Below are 16,527 nucleotides of genomic sequence, written 5' to 3'. Positions count from 1 at the left end.
CATTCAGCACGGTTGCGGATCGCGGATGTGGTCGAGGGGTTCAAGTCCTCTGGTGGTCACCAACAGTGGCAAGGCGGGTCCTCACGGGCCCGCCTTGTCCCGTCCGGGGCGCGGGAACCGGTCGGGCGGCCGTCACGCCGGCGACGCGCCGGGCCCTCCGATCGCGTCCAGCCTGCGGCGCAGCAGGGCCCGCTCCGGCTCGGTGCCGGCCAGGGCGAGCGCCTCCCGGTACGCCTCGGCGGCCTCGGCGTGCCGGCCGAGGCGGTGCAGCAGGTCGGCCCGGGCGGCCGGGTACGGGTGGTGGCCCCGCAGCAGCGGCTCGCCGGCCAACTCGTCCAGCAGCGCCAGGCCCGCCTCCGGGCCGTCGCGCATCGCCACGGCGGCGGCCCGGTTGAGCGCGACGACCGGGGACGGCGCGAGGGCGAGCAGCACGTCGTAGAGCGCGACGATCTGCGGCCAGTCGGTGGTGGCGAGGTCCGCCGCCTCGACGTGCAGGGCGGCGATCGCGGCCTGCACCCCGTACGGGCCGGGCGGACCGCCGGTCAGCGCGACGGGCACCAGGGCGAGGCCCTCGGCGATCATCCGGCGGTCCCAGCGGCCACGGTCCTGCTCGTCGAGCAGCACCAGCTCGTCGTCGGGGCCGGTGCGGGCGTCGCGGCGGGCGTGGACGAGCAGCATGAGCGCGAGCAGCCCGGCGACCTCCCGCTGGGCGGGCAGCAGCCGGCGCAGGATCCGGGCCAGCCGGACGGCCTCCTCGGCGAGGTCGAGCCGTTGCAGGCGAGGGCCCCCGCTGGCCGCGTAGCCCTCGGTGAAGATCGAGTACACCGCCTGGAGCACCCCCGGCAACCGTTGCGGCAGCTCGCCCGCCTCGGGAACGCGGAACGGGATCCGCGCCTCGTGGATCTTCTTCTTCGCCCGGGTGATCCGCTTGGCCATCGTCTCCGTCGGCACCAGGAAGGCGCGGGCCACCTCGGGCGTGGTCAGGCCGGCCAGGTAGCGCAGGGTCAGCGCCCCCCGGTACTCGGCGGCGAGCGCGGGATGGGCGCAGGTGAAGAAGAGCTGGAGCCGCTCGTCCGGCAGCTCGTCACCCGCCCCGACGGCGGGGGCGGGGTCCGCGCGGTCCGCCTCCGCCTGGAGGACGGCCAGCCGTACGGCGAGGGCCTGGTCCCGACGCAGCCGGTCGACGGCCCTGCGCCGCGCCGTGGTCATCAGCCAGGCGCCCGGCCGGGGCGGGACGCCGTCGACCGGCCACCGCGCCAACGCCGTCTCGACGGCCTCGGAGGTGACCTCCTCGGCGAGGTCGAGGTCGCCGAAGCGGCGGACGAGGGCCGCCAGCAGCCGGCCGCGTTCCTCCCGGAACACGGCCTCCACGACCGCCGCCGGCGCCTCGTCCGTCCCCCCGTTGCCGGCGGGCGTCACGCCCACCGCGCTCAGCCCGCGAAGTCGGCGACCGGCCGGACCACGACGGAGCCGCCCGCGCGCGCGCCGGGGCAGCGCGCCGCCCAGTCGAGCGCGACGTCGAGGTCCGGCACGTCGATCACGTAGAAACCGCCGAGGATCTCGCGGGTCTCGGCGAACGGCCCGTCCGTGACGGTCCGCCTGCCGTCCGGGCCGACCCGGACCGTGGTGGCGGTGACCAGGTCGGCCAGCGACTCGCCGGAGACGAGGATCCCCGCCTCGCGCACCTGCTTGTCGTACGCCATCCAGTCCCCGACCTCGCAGCCGGCGGCGCCGCCGTCCCCGTCGACCGCCCCCGCGTTGATGAGCAACATGTACTTCACGATCCCACTCCCCTTCCGTGTCGCGTCGCCCCTGCCGTTCCGGGCGACGCCGTACGCCATCACTACGGACGGGGGACGGCCGATTGGACACCCCACCCGGGATTTTTCCGCGCCGGGCCCGGCGCGGTCCCTGTTCCCGGGACGATCCCGCGCGAGCCACCCCCGCCGGCTACGGGCGTGCCCCCTCGTGGGTGGCGTCCGTGCCGGCCTGCGGCAGGAGGTGGCGCAGCCCGGTCAGCTCCAGTACGGCGTGGGCCGGGCTCTGCGGGGTGGCGGTGACACGCAGGTGCGCGATGATCCGGTCGACCTCGTGCAGGATCCGCACGCCGGTGCTGCTCAGGTGGGTGACGGGGGTGAGGTCGATGGTCAGCGGCAGGCTGCCGCCGCGACTGGCCTGCATGATCGCGGCACGCAGCGCGGGGCCGGTGGCCAGGTCCACCGGCCCCTGCACCCGCAGCACCCGGCCCGTCGGTGTCTCGACCACGGTGACGACGAACTCCTCGGCGGCGGTGGCCTGCTTGTGGGGTCCGGCGGCCTGGGCGGCGGCCACGGTGCTCACCGTGGTCCGCTGGCCGATGTGCCGGTGCATGCTGACGGTGGTGCCGGTCTCGGTGTGGCGGACCTCCGCCCGGTCGACGAGTCCGCGGATCATCGTCAGCCCGCGGCCGCGGCCGCCCGGGTCGGCGCCCGGCGGGCGCCACCGTCCCTGGTCGGCGCAGCTGACGTGCACGACGCCCTGGTGGTCCAGCGTGCCGTGCAGCGTGAACGTTCCCGGCGTACCGCTCGGGTAGGCGTGGTCGACGGCGTTGGTGACGGCCTCCCCCGTAGCGTGCACGAGGTCGCTGGCGTCGGGGACGCTGGCCCCGATCCGGGCCAGCCAGTCGCCCAGGTGCCGGCGCATCGGGCGCAGCGCCGCCGTCTCGGCGGGCAGGGTCACGTGCAGGGGCGCGACGGGCGCCGGCAGGAGGTGGGCGGCGAGGAGCGTGGTGTCGTCGCCGAAGCCGCCGCCGGCCAGGGCGAGACGTTCCGTGACCAGGGTGCAGATCCGGTCGGGCAGCCGCTGCGGGACGGTCGTGGCCTCGTGCAGGATCGCCCGCCGGGCCCCCGCCGCGGCGTCGGCCAGGATGCGGGCGCCGTCGTGCAGGTTTCGCCGGGGTCGTTCGATCAGGCCGTCGGTGTAGAGCAGCAGGACGTCGTCGGCCCGCAGCCGGCAGGTGTGGACCGGGGCGGGATCGGCTCCGGTGCCCAACGGCCCGGCGGGCGTCAGCGGCAGGTACCGGCCGTCGCCGCTCGGGCCGACGACCAGGGGCGCGGGGTGCGCGTGACTGGCCACCTCGAGGGTGCCCGTGCCCGGGTCGAGGATCGCGAGGCAGGTGGTGGCCGCCCGGGTCGCGTGGGTGCGGGCCGCGAAGTCGTTCAGGACGGCCAGCACCTGTGGCAGGTCGCCGCCCGACTGCAACGCCTGCCGGGCGACCGTACGCAGCTGGCCCATGGCGGCCGCGGCGGCGGCGCCGTGCCCGACGACGTCGCCGACGGTCAGCGCGAGCCGCCCGTCGGGCAGGGGAACGGCGTCGAACCAGTCCCCGCCGGCGACGAGGTCGCTGCTCGCGACGAGGTAGTGCGCGGCGACCTGGACGTGCGGCAGGACGGGCAGCATGTCGGGCAGGAGGCTGCGTTGCAGCTCCAGGACCAGGCCGGCGGCCTGCCGGTAGCGGCGCTCGGCGGTGGCGGCGGCAGCCTCGGCGGCCTGCCGGGCGACCACCACGGGGGTCGCGTCGACGGCCTGCACGATCACCCCGCGTACCGAGCCGTCGGGGTTGCGCCAGGGCGCCATGTCGAACGTGTAGAAGGCCTCCGTCAGCCTGCCGTCGCCGTTGCGGTCGGTCAGGACGCGCTGCTCGTAGCCGTGCGAACGGACGCCGTGCAGGGCCTGGTCGAGCAGCTCGAAGATGTGCTGGCCGGCGAGTTCCGGCACCGCCGACCGGAAGGGCTCGCCGAGCAGGCCGCTGCGGTTGCCGACGGCGGCGCGTACGGCCGGGTTCGCGGCCACCACCCGCAGCTCGGGACCCTCGAAGATCCACACGAATCCGGGCAGCTGCTCGAACCCGTCGAGCACCGCCTGCGGATCGCCGGAGGACCAGCGTGTACGCGGATCGACCACAGACGCCTACCCCTTACCCGTGCGCACCACCAGAACCCTGTCATGCCCGCGCCCGCCCCGTCCAATCCACCCCGGGCGGCGTCGCGACCCTCGCCCGCCGACGCGCCACGGGCCGCCGGGCGGGCAGGTCCTTGACCCTGCCGGGCGGCTGGCCGTAGGTTCCAGCCCTACATCGACATCGATAACTAGCGGTGCGCTTCCCGCGTCCGCGGCCTTCCGGGAACCCGCACGAAGAGGATGGTCACCATGATCTCCCGCCGCTCCCTGCTCGGCACGGTCGCCGCCGCCGGCGTGGCCACGGCCGTAGCGCCGGTCCTCGCCCCCGGCGTGGCCCGGGCCGCCTCCTGGAAGAAGCGCCTGACGGGCGCCGACCTCGACACCAACCACCGGTGGCGGGTCGCGGGCACGGACCTCGGCATCCCGTACGTGCTGGAGAACGGGTCGATCGGCTACCTGTTCGGCGACACGTTCGACACGCCGTGGCCCGAGGGCCCGCCGGTGCCCAACGACTGGCGCTCGCCGGTGATGCTGCGCTCCGCCGTGCACCCCGGCGCCGCCGGCGGGATCGTCTTCGACAGCGCCGCCCGCGTCGCCGGCAACGGCCGGGCCCCGGAGCTGATGCACAACGGCCACCACGGGATCGGCATCGACGGCCTGTGGGAGGTGACCGTCATCCCCAACGACGGCATCGCCTTCCCCGAGACCGGCCGCCAGCTCGTGTCGTACATGAGCATCGAGAACTGGCACTCCGCCGGCCCGGCCGGGCCGCACTGGCGCTCGCGCTACGCCGGGCTGGCCTACAGCGACAACGGCAACGACTTCATCCGTACGCCGCTGAAGTGGTGGAACGACGCCGCCAACACCGACCCGTTCCAGATGTGGACGATGCAGCGCGACGGCGACTGGGTGTACGTCTTCTCGGTACGCGCCGGCCGCCAGCACGGGCCGATGATGCTGCGCCGGGTCCGCTGGGACCGGCTGTTCTTCCCCGAGTCGTACGAGGGCTGGGGCTTCAACGGCAGCAACTGGGGCTGGGGCCGCCCGTGCACGCCGATCCTGACCGGCCGTTTCGGCGAGCCCTCGGTGCGACGGCTGGCCGACGGTACCTGGGTGATGTCGTACCTCAACTGCGCCACCGGCTGCGTCGTCACCCGCACGGCGGACGGGCCGGACCGGGTCTGGACGGCGGAGAAGGTCCAGGTCACCTCCTGGCAGGAGCCCGGCCTCTACGGCGGCTTCATCCACCCGTGGTCCAGCCGACGGGCCAACGACCTGCACCTCATGGTCTCGAAGTGGACCAGGACGTCCGACAACCGCAGCACCGCCTACCACGTCAGCCAGTTCGTCGGGTCGGCGTAGCCAGGCGCCGCCCGGCCTGACCGACGGCGCCGGGGAAAGATGCCGACAGCATGTTGGTACGATGCCGACATGCAGTCGGTAAAATTGCGCCCCCGGTGGTGGGCATGTTCCTAGCGGTACGCGAACTGCGGTTCGCCAAGGCCCGGTTCGGCCTGATGGGGGCGGTCGTCGCGCTCATCGCGGTGCTGGTGGTGCTGCTGTCCGGGCTCTCCACGGGCCTGGTGAATGACGGCGTGTCGGGGCTCCAGCGCATCCCGGCGACCTCCTTCGCCTTCGCCGACGGGGTGCAGCACGATTCGGCGTTCTCCCGCAGCGTCATCGACGTCTCCGCGGTCGACTCGTGGAAGGCGCAGCCCCGGGTCGCCGACGCGGCGCCCTTCGGCAACGCGCTGATCAACGCCCGCAGCGACTCGGGCGTGGAGATCGACCTCGCGTTGTTCGGCGTACCCACCGACTCGTTCCTCTCCCCGCCCGTGGCCGAGGGCGCCCGGCTGGACGCCGCCGACGGGATCGTGGTGAGCCGTACCGCGATCGAGGCCGGGCTGCGGGTGGGCGACACGGTCACCGTCGACCGGATCGGCACCCGGCTCACGGTGGTGGGCGCCATGGCCGAGCAGCACACGTTCGGTCACGTCGACGTGGCCTACCTGCCGCTGCGGATCTGGCAGGAGATCAAGGCCGGCGTCCGTCCCGGCGAACCCGTACCGGGCGGCACCTACGACGAGATCACCGCCGTGGCGGTGCGGGCCGCCGACGGCGCCGAGGTCGACCTGGCGGCCGGTGACCGTGCCGCCGGCACCGAGAGCCTGTCCCGCACCCAGGCGTACGGCGCCTCGCCCGGATACACCGCCGAGACGTCGACCCTGCGCCTGATCGAATGGTTCCTCTACGCCATCTCCGCGCTGGTGGTCGGCGCCTTCTTCACCGTGTGGACCATCCAACGCCGCGCGGAGATCGCCGTGCTGCGGGCCATGGGCGCTCCGACGGGATACCTGCTGCGCGACGGGCTGGCCCAGGCCCTCGCGTTGCTGCTGCTCGCCGTCGGCGCGGGCGTCGCGGTCGGCACCGCCGCCGGCAGCCTGGTCGGCAGCGGCATCCCGTTCGCGCTCAGCGCGCCGGCGATCGCGGTGGCCGCCCTCCTCCTGCTCGTCCTCGGCCTGGCCGGAGCGGCCGTGGCCATCGTCCGGATCGCCGCGGTGGATCCGCTGACCGCACTGGGAGCGAACCGATGACCGACACCGGACTGGTCATGCGCGGCGTGAGCCTGCGCTTCGGCGACGGCGACGACACCGTACCGGCCCTGGACGGCGTCGACCTGACCGTCGCCCCCGGGCAGTTCGTCGCGGTCGTCGGCCCCTCGGGGGCCGGCAAGTCCAGCCTGCTCGCGGTGGCCGGCGGGCTGACCGTCCCGACGTCGGGTTCGGTCACGCTCGCCGGGCGGGACATGACCGTGCCGAGCGCGCGGGCGCGGGCGGCCCTGCGCCGGGAGTTCGTCGGCTTCGTGTTCCAGTCCAGCAACCTCATTCCCGCGCTGACCGCCGTGGACCAGCTGCGGTTGCCGGCCCGCTTCGGCGGTCACGGCTCCCGGGCCCGCGAGGCGACGGCCCTGCTCGACGAGGTCGGGATGGCCCACAAGGCGAACCGTCGACCGCACCAGCTCTCGGGTGGCGAACGGCAGCGTGTCGGCATCGCCCGTGCCCTGGTCAACCGGCCGCGACTACTCTTGGTGGACGAGCCGACCGCCGCCCTCGACCGTGCCCGCAGTCACGAGGTGGTGGAGCTGCTCGCCCGCGAGACCAAGGAGAACGACGTCGCCACCGTCATGGTCACCCACGACCACGACGTGCTGCGCCACTGCACGACGGTGTACGAGATGATCGACGGGCGGCTGATGCCCGTGCCGTGACGATGGGGGGTTCCGTGCCGAAGATCCAGGCGCCCACGGTGGCCGAGCACCGTGCCCGGCAGCGGCGGGCGATCCTGGCGGCGGCCCGGGAGATCCTCGCGGAGAGCGGGGCGCGGGCGCCGAGCCTGGCCGAGGTGGGCAAGCGGACAGGCCTGGCGCGCCCCAGCGTCTACCAGTACTTCAAGTCGCGGGAGGACCTGCTCAACGCCGTCATCGCCGACATGTTCCCGGAGTGGTCGGCGTACGTCACGCAGCAGATGGACCGGGCCACCGACCCGGGCGGGCGGGTGCTGGCCTACGTCGAGGCCAACCTGCGGCTCGTCGCGCAGGGCGAGCACGCGGTCATGCGCGGGCTCGCCGCCAGCGTGCCGGGCGCCGTCCTCGCCGAGGAGAGTCGCGTCCTGCACGACCAGTTGCGTACGCCGCTGGTGGCGGCCCTGGCCGAGCACGGCGCGAGCGACCCGGCCGCCGCGGCGGAGCTGGTCCAGGCGGTGGTCTACGCGTCCTCACAGATGATCGAGAACGGCACCCCGGAAGCCGCCGTGCTCGCCCTCACCCGGGAGCTTCTGGGCCCCTACCTACGACAGCAGGGCTGAGCGTCACCGGTGTCCGGCGGCGGCCCGGCGGACCAGCCGGCGCGCCTCGTCGCGGGGGACGCCCCTGGCGCGCAGCAGGTCGTTGGCGATGGTCCGCAGCTGGGACACGACGATGGTGCCGGAGAAGCCCATGTCCTGGCGGCACGCCTCACCGGCCTCCCGGACCGCCACCAGCACCCGCTCCTCCCCCGGCCGGTCGGGCGGCTTACCCGCCGACGGCTGGGGTAGTCGTCGCCGGAACTCCGGCTCCCGGGCCGGTGACGTCGAGGGCGTCGAGCAGACCCAGCAGTCCGGCCAGGACGACGGCCTCGTCGCGTTCCAGCGTGATGCTGCGGGTGGCGTCGGGGTCCTCGCCGTCGGAGTGGACCAGCTCGCGCCGGCCGCCCGCGTGGTGGGTCACCACCCCGACGCGCAGTCCGGCGGCGGTGGTGAACATGCGGCGGGTGCCGATGCCGGGCAGCGGGGTCAGTTCGACGTCCATCGGAAACTCCAGGGGATGCGGGGAGGGGCCGGGACGGTTCGGTCCCGGCGCGGTGCGGTGGGGCGGCGCGGTGGGGCGACCGCACGGCACCGCAGGCCGTGCGGTCGCCCCACCGCCTCAGCCGGTGAGCAGCAGGCGCAGGCCGACGAGCGTGGCCAGGTGCGGATCGATGGGCATCGTGACGACCCGACCGGTCAGCGCCGCCAGTCGGGCGCCGAGTTCGGGGTGCACGGCCCCGCCGCCGGTGATCAGCAGCCGGCGGCGCCCCGGCCACACGGGCCGCGCCCCCAGGCGTCGTACCGCGGCGGCGATCAGCGGCACCTGGTCGAGGGCGTTGGGCACGTCGACGCGCTCGGCCGCCTCGACCGCGCGGTCGGCGATGTGGGCGATCTCGGTGCGGCCCTGTCCGATGTCGACGGCCACCACGTCGTCGCCGTCGAGGTCGGCCCGGCAGGCCAGGGCGGCGGCCAGCGGTTCCTCCACCGTGGCGACGCGCCCGCCGAACGCGTGGCGGACCGCCGCGACGAGGAGGTCCTTCTGCCGCAGCGTGGCGGTGGCCGGCACGCCGACCACGACCGGGGAGACGTCGTCGCCGGGCCGTCCGCTGGCCGCGGCCACCACCCGCAGCAGGTGTACGCAGGCGAAGAAGTCGGTCACCACGCCGTGCCGCACCGGCCACGCCAGTTTCACGTCACCGGTGTCGCGCATCGCGATGGCGGCCCGCCCGACGGCCTGGGCGCCGGCCGAGTTCCACGCGACGACGGCGGGCTCGGCGACGACCGTGCCGGACGTCGGCGTCCACAGCCGCACCGTCGAGGTGCCCAGGTCGAGGGCGACGGGATGGCGCAGGCCGAGGCGGGCGTACGCGCCGGGGGCCAGCATGCTCACCACCCCCGTCGCGGGGCGGGCATGACCCGGGCTCCGTCGCCGACGGAGCGGGGCAGGATGGATCGATCGTGGTGCAGGGTGGGCATGGCGCTCCAAGCCACGGGCCCGCGTCGTGGGACGCGGGAAGGCGGACGGGCTTCAGACGGCGAACGTCAGTCCGGGCGGAGCGCGGTCGGCCGACCACGCGGGCACGCAGCCGGGGACGGCCCGTCGCGTACGCCGGAACACGATGCACAGCCCGACGGCCCGCGCCGCGGAGAGGACCACGACCAGCACGGTCAGCATCAGCAGCGCCGGCAGCGAGACCCGCTTGCCGGCGCGGCGGAGGCCGTGCCGATCCTGCATGGGCCCACCATAGCCGGGCGACCGGCCGGCCAGCCACGCCGTCACCCGACGGGCCACCGACAGCCGACAGCCGACAGGCGGGCGGCGGGCGGCGGGCGGGCGGTAGTACGGCCGCGACAGGCGGGCGTGTGCTGAGCGGCGAGCGGCAGCGGGGGCGCGCTGGTGGGGCGGGCGGCGGTCGGGGCGGGCCCGTCGTCCCGGCGTACCGGGCCGGTCGGCCCTGCCGACGGTGCCGCGGCCGCGCCGAGGATGGGACCGGACGCCACCGGATCCTGGAGATGATCAGCATGTGCAACTACTGCGGCTGCCGCGAGTTCCCTCTGATCGGCCGGTTCTCGGTCGAGCACGAGGCGATCGCCAACGCCGCCGGCCGGCTGCGCGACGCGGTACGGGCCGGGGGCGCGGACGCGCCGGCGGCGCTCAACGCCCTGCTGGCTTTGCTGATCCCGCACACCGCCACGGAGGAGGAGGGACTCTTCGCCGAACTGCGGGCGGAAGGCAGCCTGGCCGACGCGGTGGAGAAGCTCTGCGCCGAGCACGAGGACATCCACGGTGTGCTCGGCGCCGTCGACCGCTGCGCGCCGGACTGGCCGGCGGTGCTGGCCGCCCTGGACCGGCTGCACCGGCACATCGACAACGAGGAGCACGGGCTCTTCCCGGCCGCGGTGATCGCGCTGCCCATCCCGGCGTGGGACCGGATCACCCCGACGGCCGGCGCCGCGCGGTAGGTCGCGTCGGAGGCCGGCACCACCGCGCGCGGCCGAAATGCCGACCGGCACGGCGCGAAGCACCGCCACCGGGACACGGCCGGAACACCTGATGATCTCGGGACCTTCGGCCCGGTTGCCCGGGGCGGCTGATCGCGACGATGGCTCCGGGCCCCCGCCTCCGGTTGCGCTTCGGCGTATTCGCCGCAAATGTGGGGCTCACGGTGATCTACCGGAGGGATGGGCCTTATGTCACGAGCTACCGAGGGAGCCGGGCGGGCGCTGCTGGCGGTCGGCGGCCTGGTGCGCCGGGCCGAGGTGTCCGCCGACGGCCGGACGCTGCACCAGATCGGCGGCCGGGAGGCGGACGCGTTCTACCGGGACCGCTGGTCCTACGACAAGGTGGTGCGCTCCACGCACGGCGTCAACTGCACCGGCTCGTGCTCCTGGAAGGTGTACGTCAAGGACGGCATCATCACCTGGGAGCAGCAGCAGACCGACTACCCGAGCGTCGGGCCGGACCGGCCGGAGTACGAGCCGCGCGGCTGTCCCCGGGGCGCCGCCTTCTCCTGGTACACCTACTCCCCCACCCGGGTGCGCTACCCGTACGCCCGGGGTGTGCTGGTGCAGATGTACCGCGAGGCCAAGGCCCGCCTCGGTGACCCGGTCGCCGCGTGGGCGGACATCCAGGCCGACCCGGAGCGCCGCCGCCGCTACCAGAAGGCGCGCGGCAAGGGCGGCCTGGTGCGCATCGGCTGGGACGAGGCACAGGAGATGGTCGCCACCGCGCACGTGCACGCGATCGCCGAGTACGGCCCCGACCGGGTCGCCGGCTTCTCCCCGATCCCGGCGATGTCGATGGTGTCGCACGCCGTCGGCGCCCGGTTCGTGTCGCTGCTCGGCGGGTCGATGCTGTCCTTCTACGACTGGTACGCCGACCTGCCGGTGGCCTCCCCGCAGGTCTTCGGCGACCAGACCGACGTGCCCGAGTCCGGCGACTGGTGGGACGCCTCCTACTTCGTCATGTGGGGCTCCAACGTCCCGGTGACCCGCACCCCCGACGCGCACTGGATGGCCGAGGCGCGCTACCGGGGCCAGAAGGTCGTGGTGGTCAGCCCGGACTTCGCCGACAACGTGAAGTTCGCCGACGAGTGGATGCCCGCCCAGCCGGGCACCGACGGCGCGCTGGCGATGGCGATGGGGCACGTGATCCTCAAGGAGTTCTTCGTCGACCGGCGCACCCCGCGCTTCGTCGACTACGTGCGCCGCTTCACCGACCTGCCGTTCCTGGTGACGCTGGAGCCCGGCGCGGACGGCGCGTACCGGCCGGGCAAGTTCCTGACGGCCGAGGACCTGGGCGGGACCGGGAAGGAGGCGGCCTTCAAGACGGTGCTCTGGGACTCCGCCACCGACGCGCCCGCCGTGCCGCGCGGCAGCCTCGGGCACCGCTGGGGCGAGCAGGACGGGCAGTGGAACCTCGACCTGGGCGACCTGGAGCCGGCACTGACCTGCCTGGGCGCCGGCGCGGCGGTCGAGGTGGAGCTGCCCCGCTTCGACACCGACACCCCGCAGGTGCTGCGCCGCGGCGTGCCGACCCGGAGGATTCGGCGGACGGCGGCGAGCGCGAGGAGCGAGCTTGCGAGCCCCGCAGTCGCGAGCGAAGAGATCATCGTGACCAGCGTGTTCGACCTGCTGCTGGCCCAGTACGGGGTGGCCCGCGACGGGCTGCCCGGGCAGTGGCCGGCGGGCTACGACGACGTCGCGTCGCCGTACACGCCGGCGTGGCAGGAGCCGGTCACCGGGGTGCCGGCGGCGCAGGTGGCCCGGGTGGCGCGGGAGTTCGCCGACAACGCGGAGCGCTCCGGCGGCCGGTCGATGATCCTGCTCGGCGCCGGCACCAACCACTGGTTCCACTCCGACGCCACCTACCGGGCGATCCTGGCGCTGGTGACGCTCACCGGCTGCCAGGGCGTCAACGGCGGCGGCTGGGCGCACTACGTCGGGCAGGAGAAGTGCCGCCCGGCGACCGGCTGGGCGCAGCTCGCGTTCGGCCTGGACTGGGTGCGCCCGCCACGGCAGATGATCGGCACCGCCTTCTGGTACGTGCACACCGACCAGTGGCGCTACGACACCTACTCCGCCGACGTGGTCTCCTCCCCCGTCGGCACGGGCGCCTTCGCCGGCAAGCACACCATGGACCTGCTGGCCCAGTCGGCGCGCTCGGGCTGGATGCCGTCGATGCCCACTTTCGACCGCAGCCCGCTCGACCTGGCCGACGAGGCCCTGGCCGCCCGCCCCGACGACCCGGGCGGCTGGGTGGCCGAGCAGCTCGGCGAGGGGCGGCTGCGCTTCGCCTGCACCGACCCGGACGCGCCGGAGAACTGGCCTCGGGTGCTGACCGTGTGGCGGGCCAACCTGCTCGGCTCGTCGGCGAAGGGCAACGAGTACTTCCTGCGGCACCTGCTGGGCACCGACGCCAACCTGCGCGCCGACGAGGCTCCGGAGGAGCTGCGGCCGAAGGACGTGACCTGGCGGGACGAGGCGCCGGAGGGCAAGCTCGACCTGCTGCTGTCGCTGGACTTCCGGATGACCTCCACGACGCTCTTCTCCGACGTCGTGCTGCCGGCCGCCACCTGGTACGAGAAGCACGACCTGAGCAGCACCGACATGCACCCATTCGTGCACGCGTTCACCCCGGCGATCAACCCGCCGTGGCAGACCCGCACCGACTTCGACGCCTTCCACGGCATCGCCCGCGCGTTCTCGACGCTGGCGCAGCGGCACCTCGGCGTACGCAAGGATCTCGTCGCGGCGCCGCTGCTGCACGACACCCCGGACGCGATGGCGACCCCGCACGGCCGGGTGCGCGACTGGGCGGCCGAGGGTGAGACGCCGGTGCCCGGCCGCACGATGCCGAAGCTGCTGGTGGTGGAACGCGACTACGGCGCGGTCGCGGACAAGCTGGCCGCGCTCGGCCCGCTGATGGACACCCTCGGCACGTCCGGCAAGGGGGTGGCGGTCGACGTCACGCCGGAGGTCGCGTACCTGCGGCGCAGGAACGGCGAGGTGCGCGGCGGGGTGGCCGACGGGCGGCCGTCGCTGGCGACGGACGTGCACGCCTGCGAGGCGATCCTCGCCCTCTCCGGCACCACCAACGGCCGCGTCGCCACCGCCGGCTTCCGCGACGTGGAGAAGCGCACCGGCGTACGCCTGGCGGACCTGGCCGCCGAGCACGAGGGCAAGCAGATCACCTTCGCCGACACCCAGTCCCGCCCGGTGCCGGTGATCACGAGCCCGGAGTGGTCCGGCAGCGAGCACGGCGGTCGCCGCTACTCGCCGTTCACCATCAACACCGAGCGGCTCAAGCCGTGGCACACCCTGACCGGGCGGCAGCACTTCTTCCTCGACCACGACTGGATGCACGAGGCCGGCGAGGCGCTGCCGATCTTCCGCCCGCCGCTGGACATGCACCGCCTCTTCGGCGAGCCGAGGCTCGGCCGCAACGGCGAGCTGGAGATCACCGTCCGGTACCTCACCCCGCACTCGAAGTGGTCGATCCACTCGGAGTACCAGGACAACCTGCTGATGCTGACGCTGTCGCGCGGCGGGCCGACGATGTGGATGAGCGAGGCCGACGCCGCGAAGATCGGCGTACGGGACAACGAGTGGATCGAGGCGGTCAACCGCAACGGCGTTGTTGTCTGCCGGGCCGTGGTCAGCCACAAGATGCCCGAGGGGACGGTCTACATGTACCACGCCCAGGAGCGGGTGATCGACGTGCCGAAGGCCGAGGTCAACGGCCGGCGCGGCGGCATCCACAACTCCCTGACCCGGCTGCTGGTCAAGCCCACCCACCTCATCGGCGGGTACGCCCAGTTGTCGTTCGCGTTCAACTATCTCGGGCCCACCGGCAACCAGCGCGACGAGGTCACCGTGATCCGCCGCCGTTCGCAGGAGGTGCAGTACTGATGCGCGTGATGGCCCAGATGGCGATGGTGATGAACCTCGACAAGTGCATCGGCTGCCACACCTGCTCGGTGACGTGCAAGCAGGCGTGGACCAACCGGTCCGGCGTCGAGTACGTCTGGTTCAACAACGTGGAGACCCGGCCCGGCCAGGGCTACCCGCGCACGTACGAGGACCAGCAGCGGTGGCAGGGCGGCTGGGTGCGCACCCGCTCGGGCAAGCTGAAGCCGCGCTCCGGCGGGCGGGTGAAGAAGATGTTCGGCATCTTCGCCAACCCGAAGCTGCCGTCCATGCAGGACTACTACGAGCCGTGGACGTACGACTACGAGCACCTGCTCACCGCGCCGGCGGGGGACGACACGCCCGTCGCCCGGCCGAAGTCCCTGCTCACCGGCCAGGACACGAAGATCACCTGGAGCGCCAACTGGGACGACTCGCTCGCCGGCGGCAACGAGATCGCCGCCGGCGACCCGGTGCTGGCGAAGGTCTCCGACCAGGTGAAGCAGGAGTTCGAGAAGACGTTCATGTTCTTCCTGCCGCGCATCTGCGAGCACTGCCTCAACCCGTCCTGCGCGGCGTCCTGCCCCTCGGGGGCGATCTACAAGCGCGCCGAGGACGGCATCGTGCTGGTCGACCAGGACCGGTGCCGGGGGTGGCGGATGTGCGTGACGGGCTGCCCGTACAAGAAGGTCTACTTCAACCACCGCACCGGCAAGGCCGAGAAGTGCACGTTCTGCTTCCCGCGCATCGAGATCGGCCAGCCGACCATCTGCTCCGAGACCTGCGTGGGCCGCCTGCGCTACCTGGGGCTGATGCTCTACGACGTCGACCGGGTCGCCGAGGCCGCGGCCGTCAAGGACGAGGTCGACCTCTACGCCGCGCAGCGTTCGGTCTTCCTCGACCCGCACGACCCGGCCGTGGTCGAGGCCGCGCGGGCCGCCGGCATCCCCGACGACTGGATCGACGCCGCGCGGCGCTCCCCGATCTGGGACCTGATCATGAAGTACGAGGTGGCGCTGCCGCTGCATCCGGAGTACCGGACCATGCCGATGGTCTGGTACATCCCGCCGCTGTCGCCGGTGGCCGACGTGCTGCGCGACACCGGCCACGACGCGGAGGACGCGGGCAACCTCTTCGGCGCGATCGACGCGCTGCGCATCCCGGTGGAGTACCTCGCCGAGCTGTTCAGCGCCGGCGACCCCGCCCCGGTGCGCGACGTGCTCAACCGGCTCGCGGCGATGCGCTCGTACCAGCGCCGGATCAACCTGGGCGAGGCGCCCGACGAGTCGATCGCCGCCGCCGTGGGCATGACCGGTGAGCAGATGGACGAGATGTACCGGCTGCTGGCCATCGCCAAGTACGAGCAGCGCTACATCATCCCGGCGGCGCACGCCGAGGACGCGCACCGGCTGGAGAAGATCGCCACCGAGTGCAGCCTCGACTACGAGGGCGGCCCGGGCATGGGCGGCGGCGGCCCGTACGGGCAGGGTCCCTTCGGGGAGTCGTCGGGCACGCCGGTGCCCGTGCAGGTGGAGACCTTCCACATGCTGCGCGACCGGCAGACCGCGGACGGTTTCACCGATCCCGGCGACGAGCCGCGCCGGGTGAACCTGCTGAACTGGGACGGCAAGGGCACCCCGAGAGGGCTCTTCCCGCCCCGGCCACGAGACGCCGAGCAGGACGGGGAGGGACGATGAGCGGGCCCGTCTGGCGGGCGGTGGCGGCGCGGGCCGCGTCGCTGCTGCTGCGCTATCCCGACGAGGAGGTCATGGCGGCGCTGCCGGTGCTGCGCGCCGCCCTCGACGAACTTCCGGCGGCGGTCGCCGGGCCCCTGCGCGAGGTGGTCGCGTACCGCGAGGGCACCGGGGCCGGCCAGCTCCGCTCGGCGTACGTCGAGCTGTTCGACTTCCGCCGCCGCTGTTGCCTGCACCTGACGTACTACACCTGCGGGGACACCCGTAAGCGGGGCGAGGCCCTCGTCGGCTTCACCGCCGCGTACAAGCGGGCGGGCCTCGAGGTGGTCGACGGCGAGCTGCCCGACTTCCTGCCCGCGGTGCTCGACCTGTCCGCCGCCGACGACGGCGGGTGGCGGCTGCTGCGCGACAACCGGGTCGGCCTGGACCTGCTGGTGGAGGCGCTGGGCCGGGAGAGGTCGGCGTACCAGCACGCGGTGGCCGCCGTGCGGGAGATGCTGCCGCCCGCCGGGCCGGCGGAGCTGAGCGCCGCCGCCCGGCTGGCCCGCACCGGCCCGCCCGTGGAGCAGGTCGGCCTGGAGCCGTTCGGGCTCGTCGACACCACGACTCCGGGCGGTCGCCGGTGAGCGCGAGGAACGCAGCG

Annotated in this window: 15 protein-coding genes; 8 read left to right on the top strand and 7 right to left on the bottom strand. The window is 73.9% G+C overall.

Features of this window, described 5'->3' with window-relative positions; all coding sequences use genetic code 11:
• Nucleotides 1-132: 132 nt before the first annotated feature.
• The 3 genes from AC5L34_RS17375 to AC5L34_RS17365 form a co-directional block, all read right to left on the bottom strand.
• A complete protein-coding gene (locus AC5L34_RS17375) occupies nt 133-1,425 on the bottom strand; it encodes an RNA polymerase sigma factor (protein ID WP_441177539.1) in 1,293 nt (430 codons plus the stop codon).
• A gap of 5 nt (nt 1,426-1,430) precedes the next feature.
• Nucleotides 1,431-1,772: a YciI family protein gene (locus tag AC5L34_RS17370; RefSeq protein ID WP_231926197.1), complete on the bottom strand. Its 342-nt coding sequence runs from the start codon at nt 1,770-1,772 to the stop codon at nt 1,431-1,433.
• 178 nt (nt 1,773-1,950) lie between these two features.
• On the bottom strand, nt 1,951-3,942 hold the full coding sequence (locus AC5L34_RS17365) for a SpoIIE family protein phosphatase (RefSeq protein ID WP_441177538.1): 1,992 nt from the start codon (nt 3,940-3,942) through the stop codon (nt 1,951-1,953).
• Nucleotides 3,943-4,188: 246 nt separating this feature from the next.
• Here AC5L34_RS17365 and AC5L34_RS17360 point away from each other — a divergent pair, with 246 nt between their 5' ends.
• The 4 genes from AC5L34_RS17360 to AC5L34_RS17345 all read left to right on the top strand — a co-directional run bounded on the left by AC5L34_RS17360 (nt 4,189) and on the right by AC5L34_RS17345 (nt 7,803).
• On the top strand, nt 4,189-5,301 hold the full coding sequence (locus AC5L34_RS17360; protein WP_441177537.1) for a glycoside hydrolase family 183 protein: 1,113 nt from the start codon (nt 4,189-4,191) through the stop codon (nt 5,299-5,301).
• Between the two features lie 104 nt (nt 5,302-5,405).
• Nucleotides 5,406-6,533, top strand: a complete 1,128-nt coding sequence (locus tag AC5L34_RS17355; RefSeq protein WP_441177604.1) for an ABC transporter permease — start codon at nt 5,406-5,408, stop codon at nt 6,531-6,533.
• Nucleotides 6,530-7,207, top strand: a complete 678-nt coding sequence (locus AC5L34_RS17350; RefSeq protein WP_358168520.1) for an ABC transporter ATP-binding protein — start codon at nt 6,530-6,532, stop codon at nt 7,205-7,207. Before AC5L34_RS17355 ends, AC5L34_RS17350 begins: the two co-directional genes overlap by 4 nt.
• A gap of 14 nt (nt 7,208-7,221) precedes the next feature.
• Nucleotides 7,222-7,803, top strand: coding sequence for a TetR/AcrR family transcriptional regulator (locus tag AC5L34_RS17345; RefSeq protein ID WP_101409688.1), 582 nt, complete (start codon nt 7,222-7,224; stop codon nt 7,801-7,803).
• Nucleotides 7,804-7,806: 3 nt separating this feature from the next.
• On the opposite strand, the gene AC5L34_RS17340 is transcribed toward AC5L34_RS17345, so the two are convergent.
• The 4 genes from AC5L34_RS17340 to AC5L34_RS17325 all read right to left on the bottom strand — a co-directional run bounded on the left by AC5L34_RS17340 (nt 7,807) and on the right by AC5L34_RS17325 (nt 9,517).
• A complete protein-coding gene (locus AC5L34_RS17340; RefSeq protein WP_441177536.1) occupies nt 7,807-7,980 on the bottom strand; it encodes a hypothetical protein in 174 nt (57 codons plus the stop codon).
• 28 nt (nt 7,981-8,008) lie between these two features.
• A complete protein-coding gene (locus tag AC5L34_RS17335; RefSeq protein WP_357718634.1) occupies nt 8,009-8,284 on the bottom strand; it encodes a cation:proton antiporter regulatory subunit in 276 nt (91 codons plus the stop codon).
• Nucleotides 8,285-8,401: 117 nt separating this feature from the next.
• Entirely contained in the window at nt 8,402-9,166 is a 765-nt protein-coding gene (locus tag AC5L34_RS17330; RefSeq protein WP_441177535.1) for a rod shape-determining protein, read from the bottom strand.
• Between the two features lie 144 nt (nt 9,167-9,310).
• On the bottom strand, nt 9,311-9,517 hold the full coding sequence (locus AC5L34_RS17325) for a hypothetical protein (protein ID WP_441177534.1): 207 nt from the start codon (nt 9,515-9,517) through the stop codon (nt 9,311-9,313).
• 287 nt (nt 9,518-9,804) lie between these two features.
• Between AC5L34_RS17325 and AC5L34_RS17320 the strand changes: the two genes are divergently transcribed.
• The 4 genes from AC5L34_RS17320 (at nt 9,805) to narJ (ending at nt 16,510) form a co-directional block, all read left to right on the top strand.
• On the top strand, nt 9,805-10,245 hold the full coding sequence (locus AC5L34_RS17320; protein WP_441177603.1) for a hemerythrin domain-containing protein: 441 nt from the start codon (nt 9,805-9,807) through the stop codon (nt 10,243-10,245).
• Nucleotides 10,246-10,473: 228 nt separating this feature from the next.
• Nucleotides 10,474-14,193 (top strand): nitrate reductase subunit alpha, encoded by a 3,720-nt coding sequence (locus AC5L34_RS17315; protein WP_441177533.1) that lies wholly within the window; start codon nt 10,474-10,476, stop codon nt 14,191-14,193.
• Nucleotides 14,193-15,887 (top strand): nitrate reductase subunit beta, encoded by a 1,695-nt coding sequence (gene narH, locus AC5L34_RS17310; protein WP_441177532.1) that lies wholly within the window; start codon nt 14,193-14,195, stop codon nt 15,885-15,887. Before AC5L34_RS17315 ends, narH begins: the two co-directional genes overlap by 1 nt.
• On the top strand, nt 15,884-16,510 hold the full coding sequence (gene narJ, locus AC5L34_RS17305; RefSeq protein WP_441177531.1) for a nitrate reductase molybdenum cofactor assembly chaperone: 627 nt from the start codon (nt 15,884-15,886) through the stop codon (nt 16,508-16,510). The genes narH and narJ overlap by 4 nt, the downstream gene beginning before the upstream one ends.
• The last annotated feature ends 17 nt before the right edge of the window (nt 16,511-16,527 follow it).

It is taken from the genome of Micromonospora sp. ZG13, from assembly GCF_059359355.1.
Note: the sequence above shows the minus strand (reverse complement) of the source record. Positions and strands in the feature narration are given on the sequence as shown.

What these genes read in the sequence shown, in the direction of transcription:
- AC5L34_RS17335 (WP_357718634.1), bottom strand. Translation starts at nt 8,284, where the DNA reads ATGGACGTCGAACTGACCCCGCTGCCCGGCATCGGCACCCGCCGCATG.
- AC5L34_RS17350 (WP_358168520.1), top strand. Translation starts at nt 6,530, where the DNA reads ATGACCGACACCGGACTGGTCATGCGCGGCGTGAGCCTGCGCTTCGGC.
- narJ (WP_441177531.1), top strand. Translation starts at nt 15,884, where the DNA reads ATGAGCGGGCCCGTCTGGCGGGCGGTGGCGGCGCGGGCCGCGTCGCTG.
- AC5L34_RS17315 (WP_441177533.1), top strand. Translation starts at nt 10,474, where the DNA reads ATGTCACGAGCTACCGAGGGAGCCGGGCGGGCGCTGCTGGCGGTCGGC.
- narH (WP_441177532.1), top strand. Translation starts at nt 14,193, where the DNA reads ATGCGCGTGATGGCCCAGATGGCGATGGTGATGAACCTCGACAAGTGC.
- AC5L34_RS17325 (WP_441177534.1), bottom strand. Translation starts at nt 9,517, where the DNA reads ATGCAGGATCGGCACGGCCTCCGCCGCGCCGGCAAGCGGGTCTCGCTG.
- AC5L34_RS17320 (WP_441177603.1), top strand. Translation starts at nt 9,805, where the DNA reads ATGTGCAACTACTGCGGCTGCCGCGAGTTCCCTCTGATCGGCCGGTTC.
- AC5L34_RS17360 (WP_441177537.1), top strand. Translation starts at nt 4,189, where the DNA reads ATGATCTCCCGCCGCTCCCTGCTCGGCACGGTCGCCGCCGCCGGCGTG.
- AC5L34_RS17355 (WP_441177604.1), top strand. Translation starts at nt 5,406, where the DNA reads ATGTTCCTAGCGGTACGCGAACTGCGGTTCGCCAAGGCCCGGTTCGGC.
- AC5L34_RS17330 (WP_441177535.1), bottom strand. Translation starts at nt 9,166, where the DNA reads ATGCTGGCCCCCGGCGCGTACGCCCGCCTCGGCCTGCGCCATCCCGTC.
- AC5L34_RS17370 (WP_231926197.1), bottom strand. Translation starts at nt 1,772, where the DNA reads ATGTTGCTCATCAACGCGGGGGCGGTCGACGGGGACGGCGGCGCCGCC.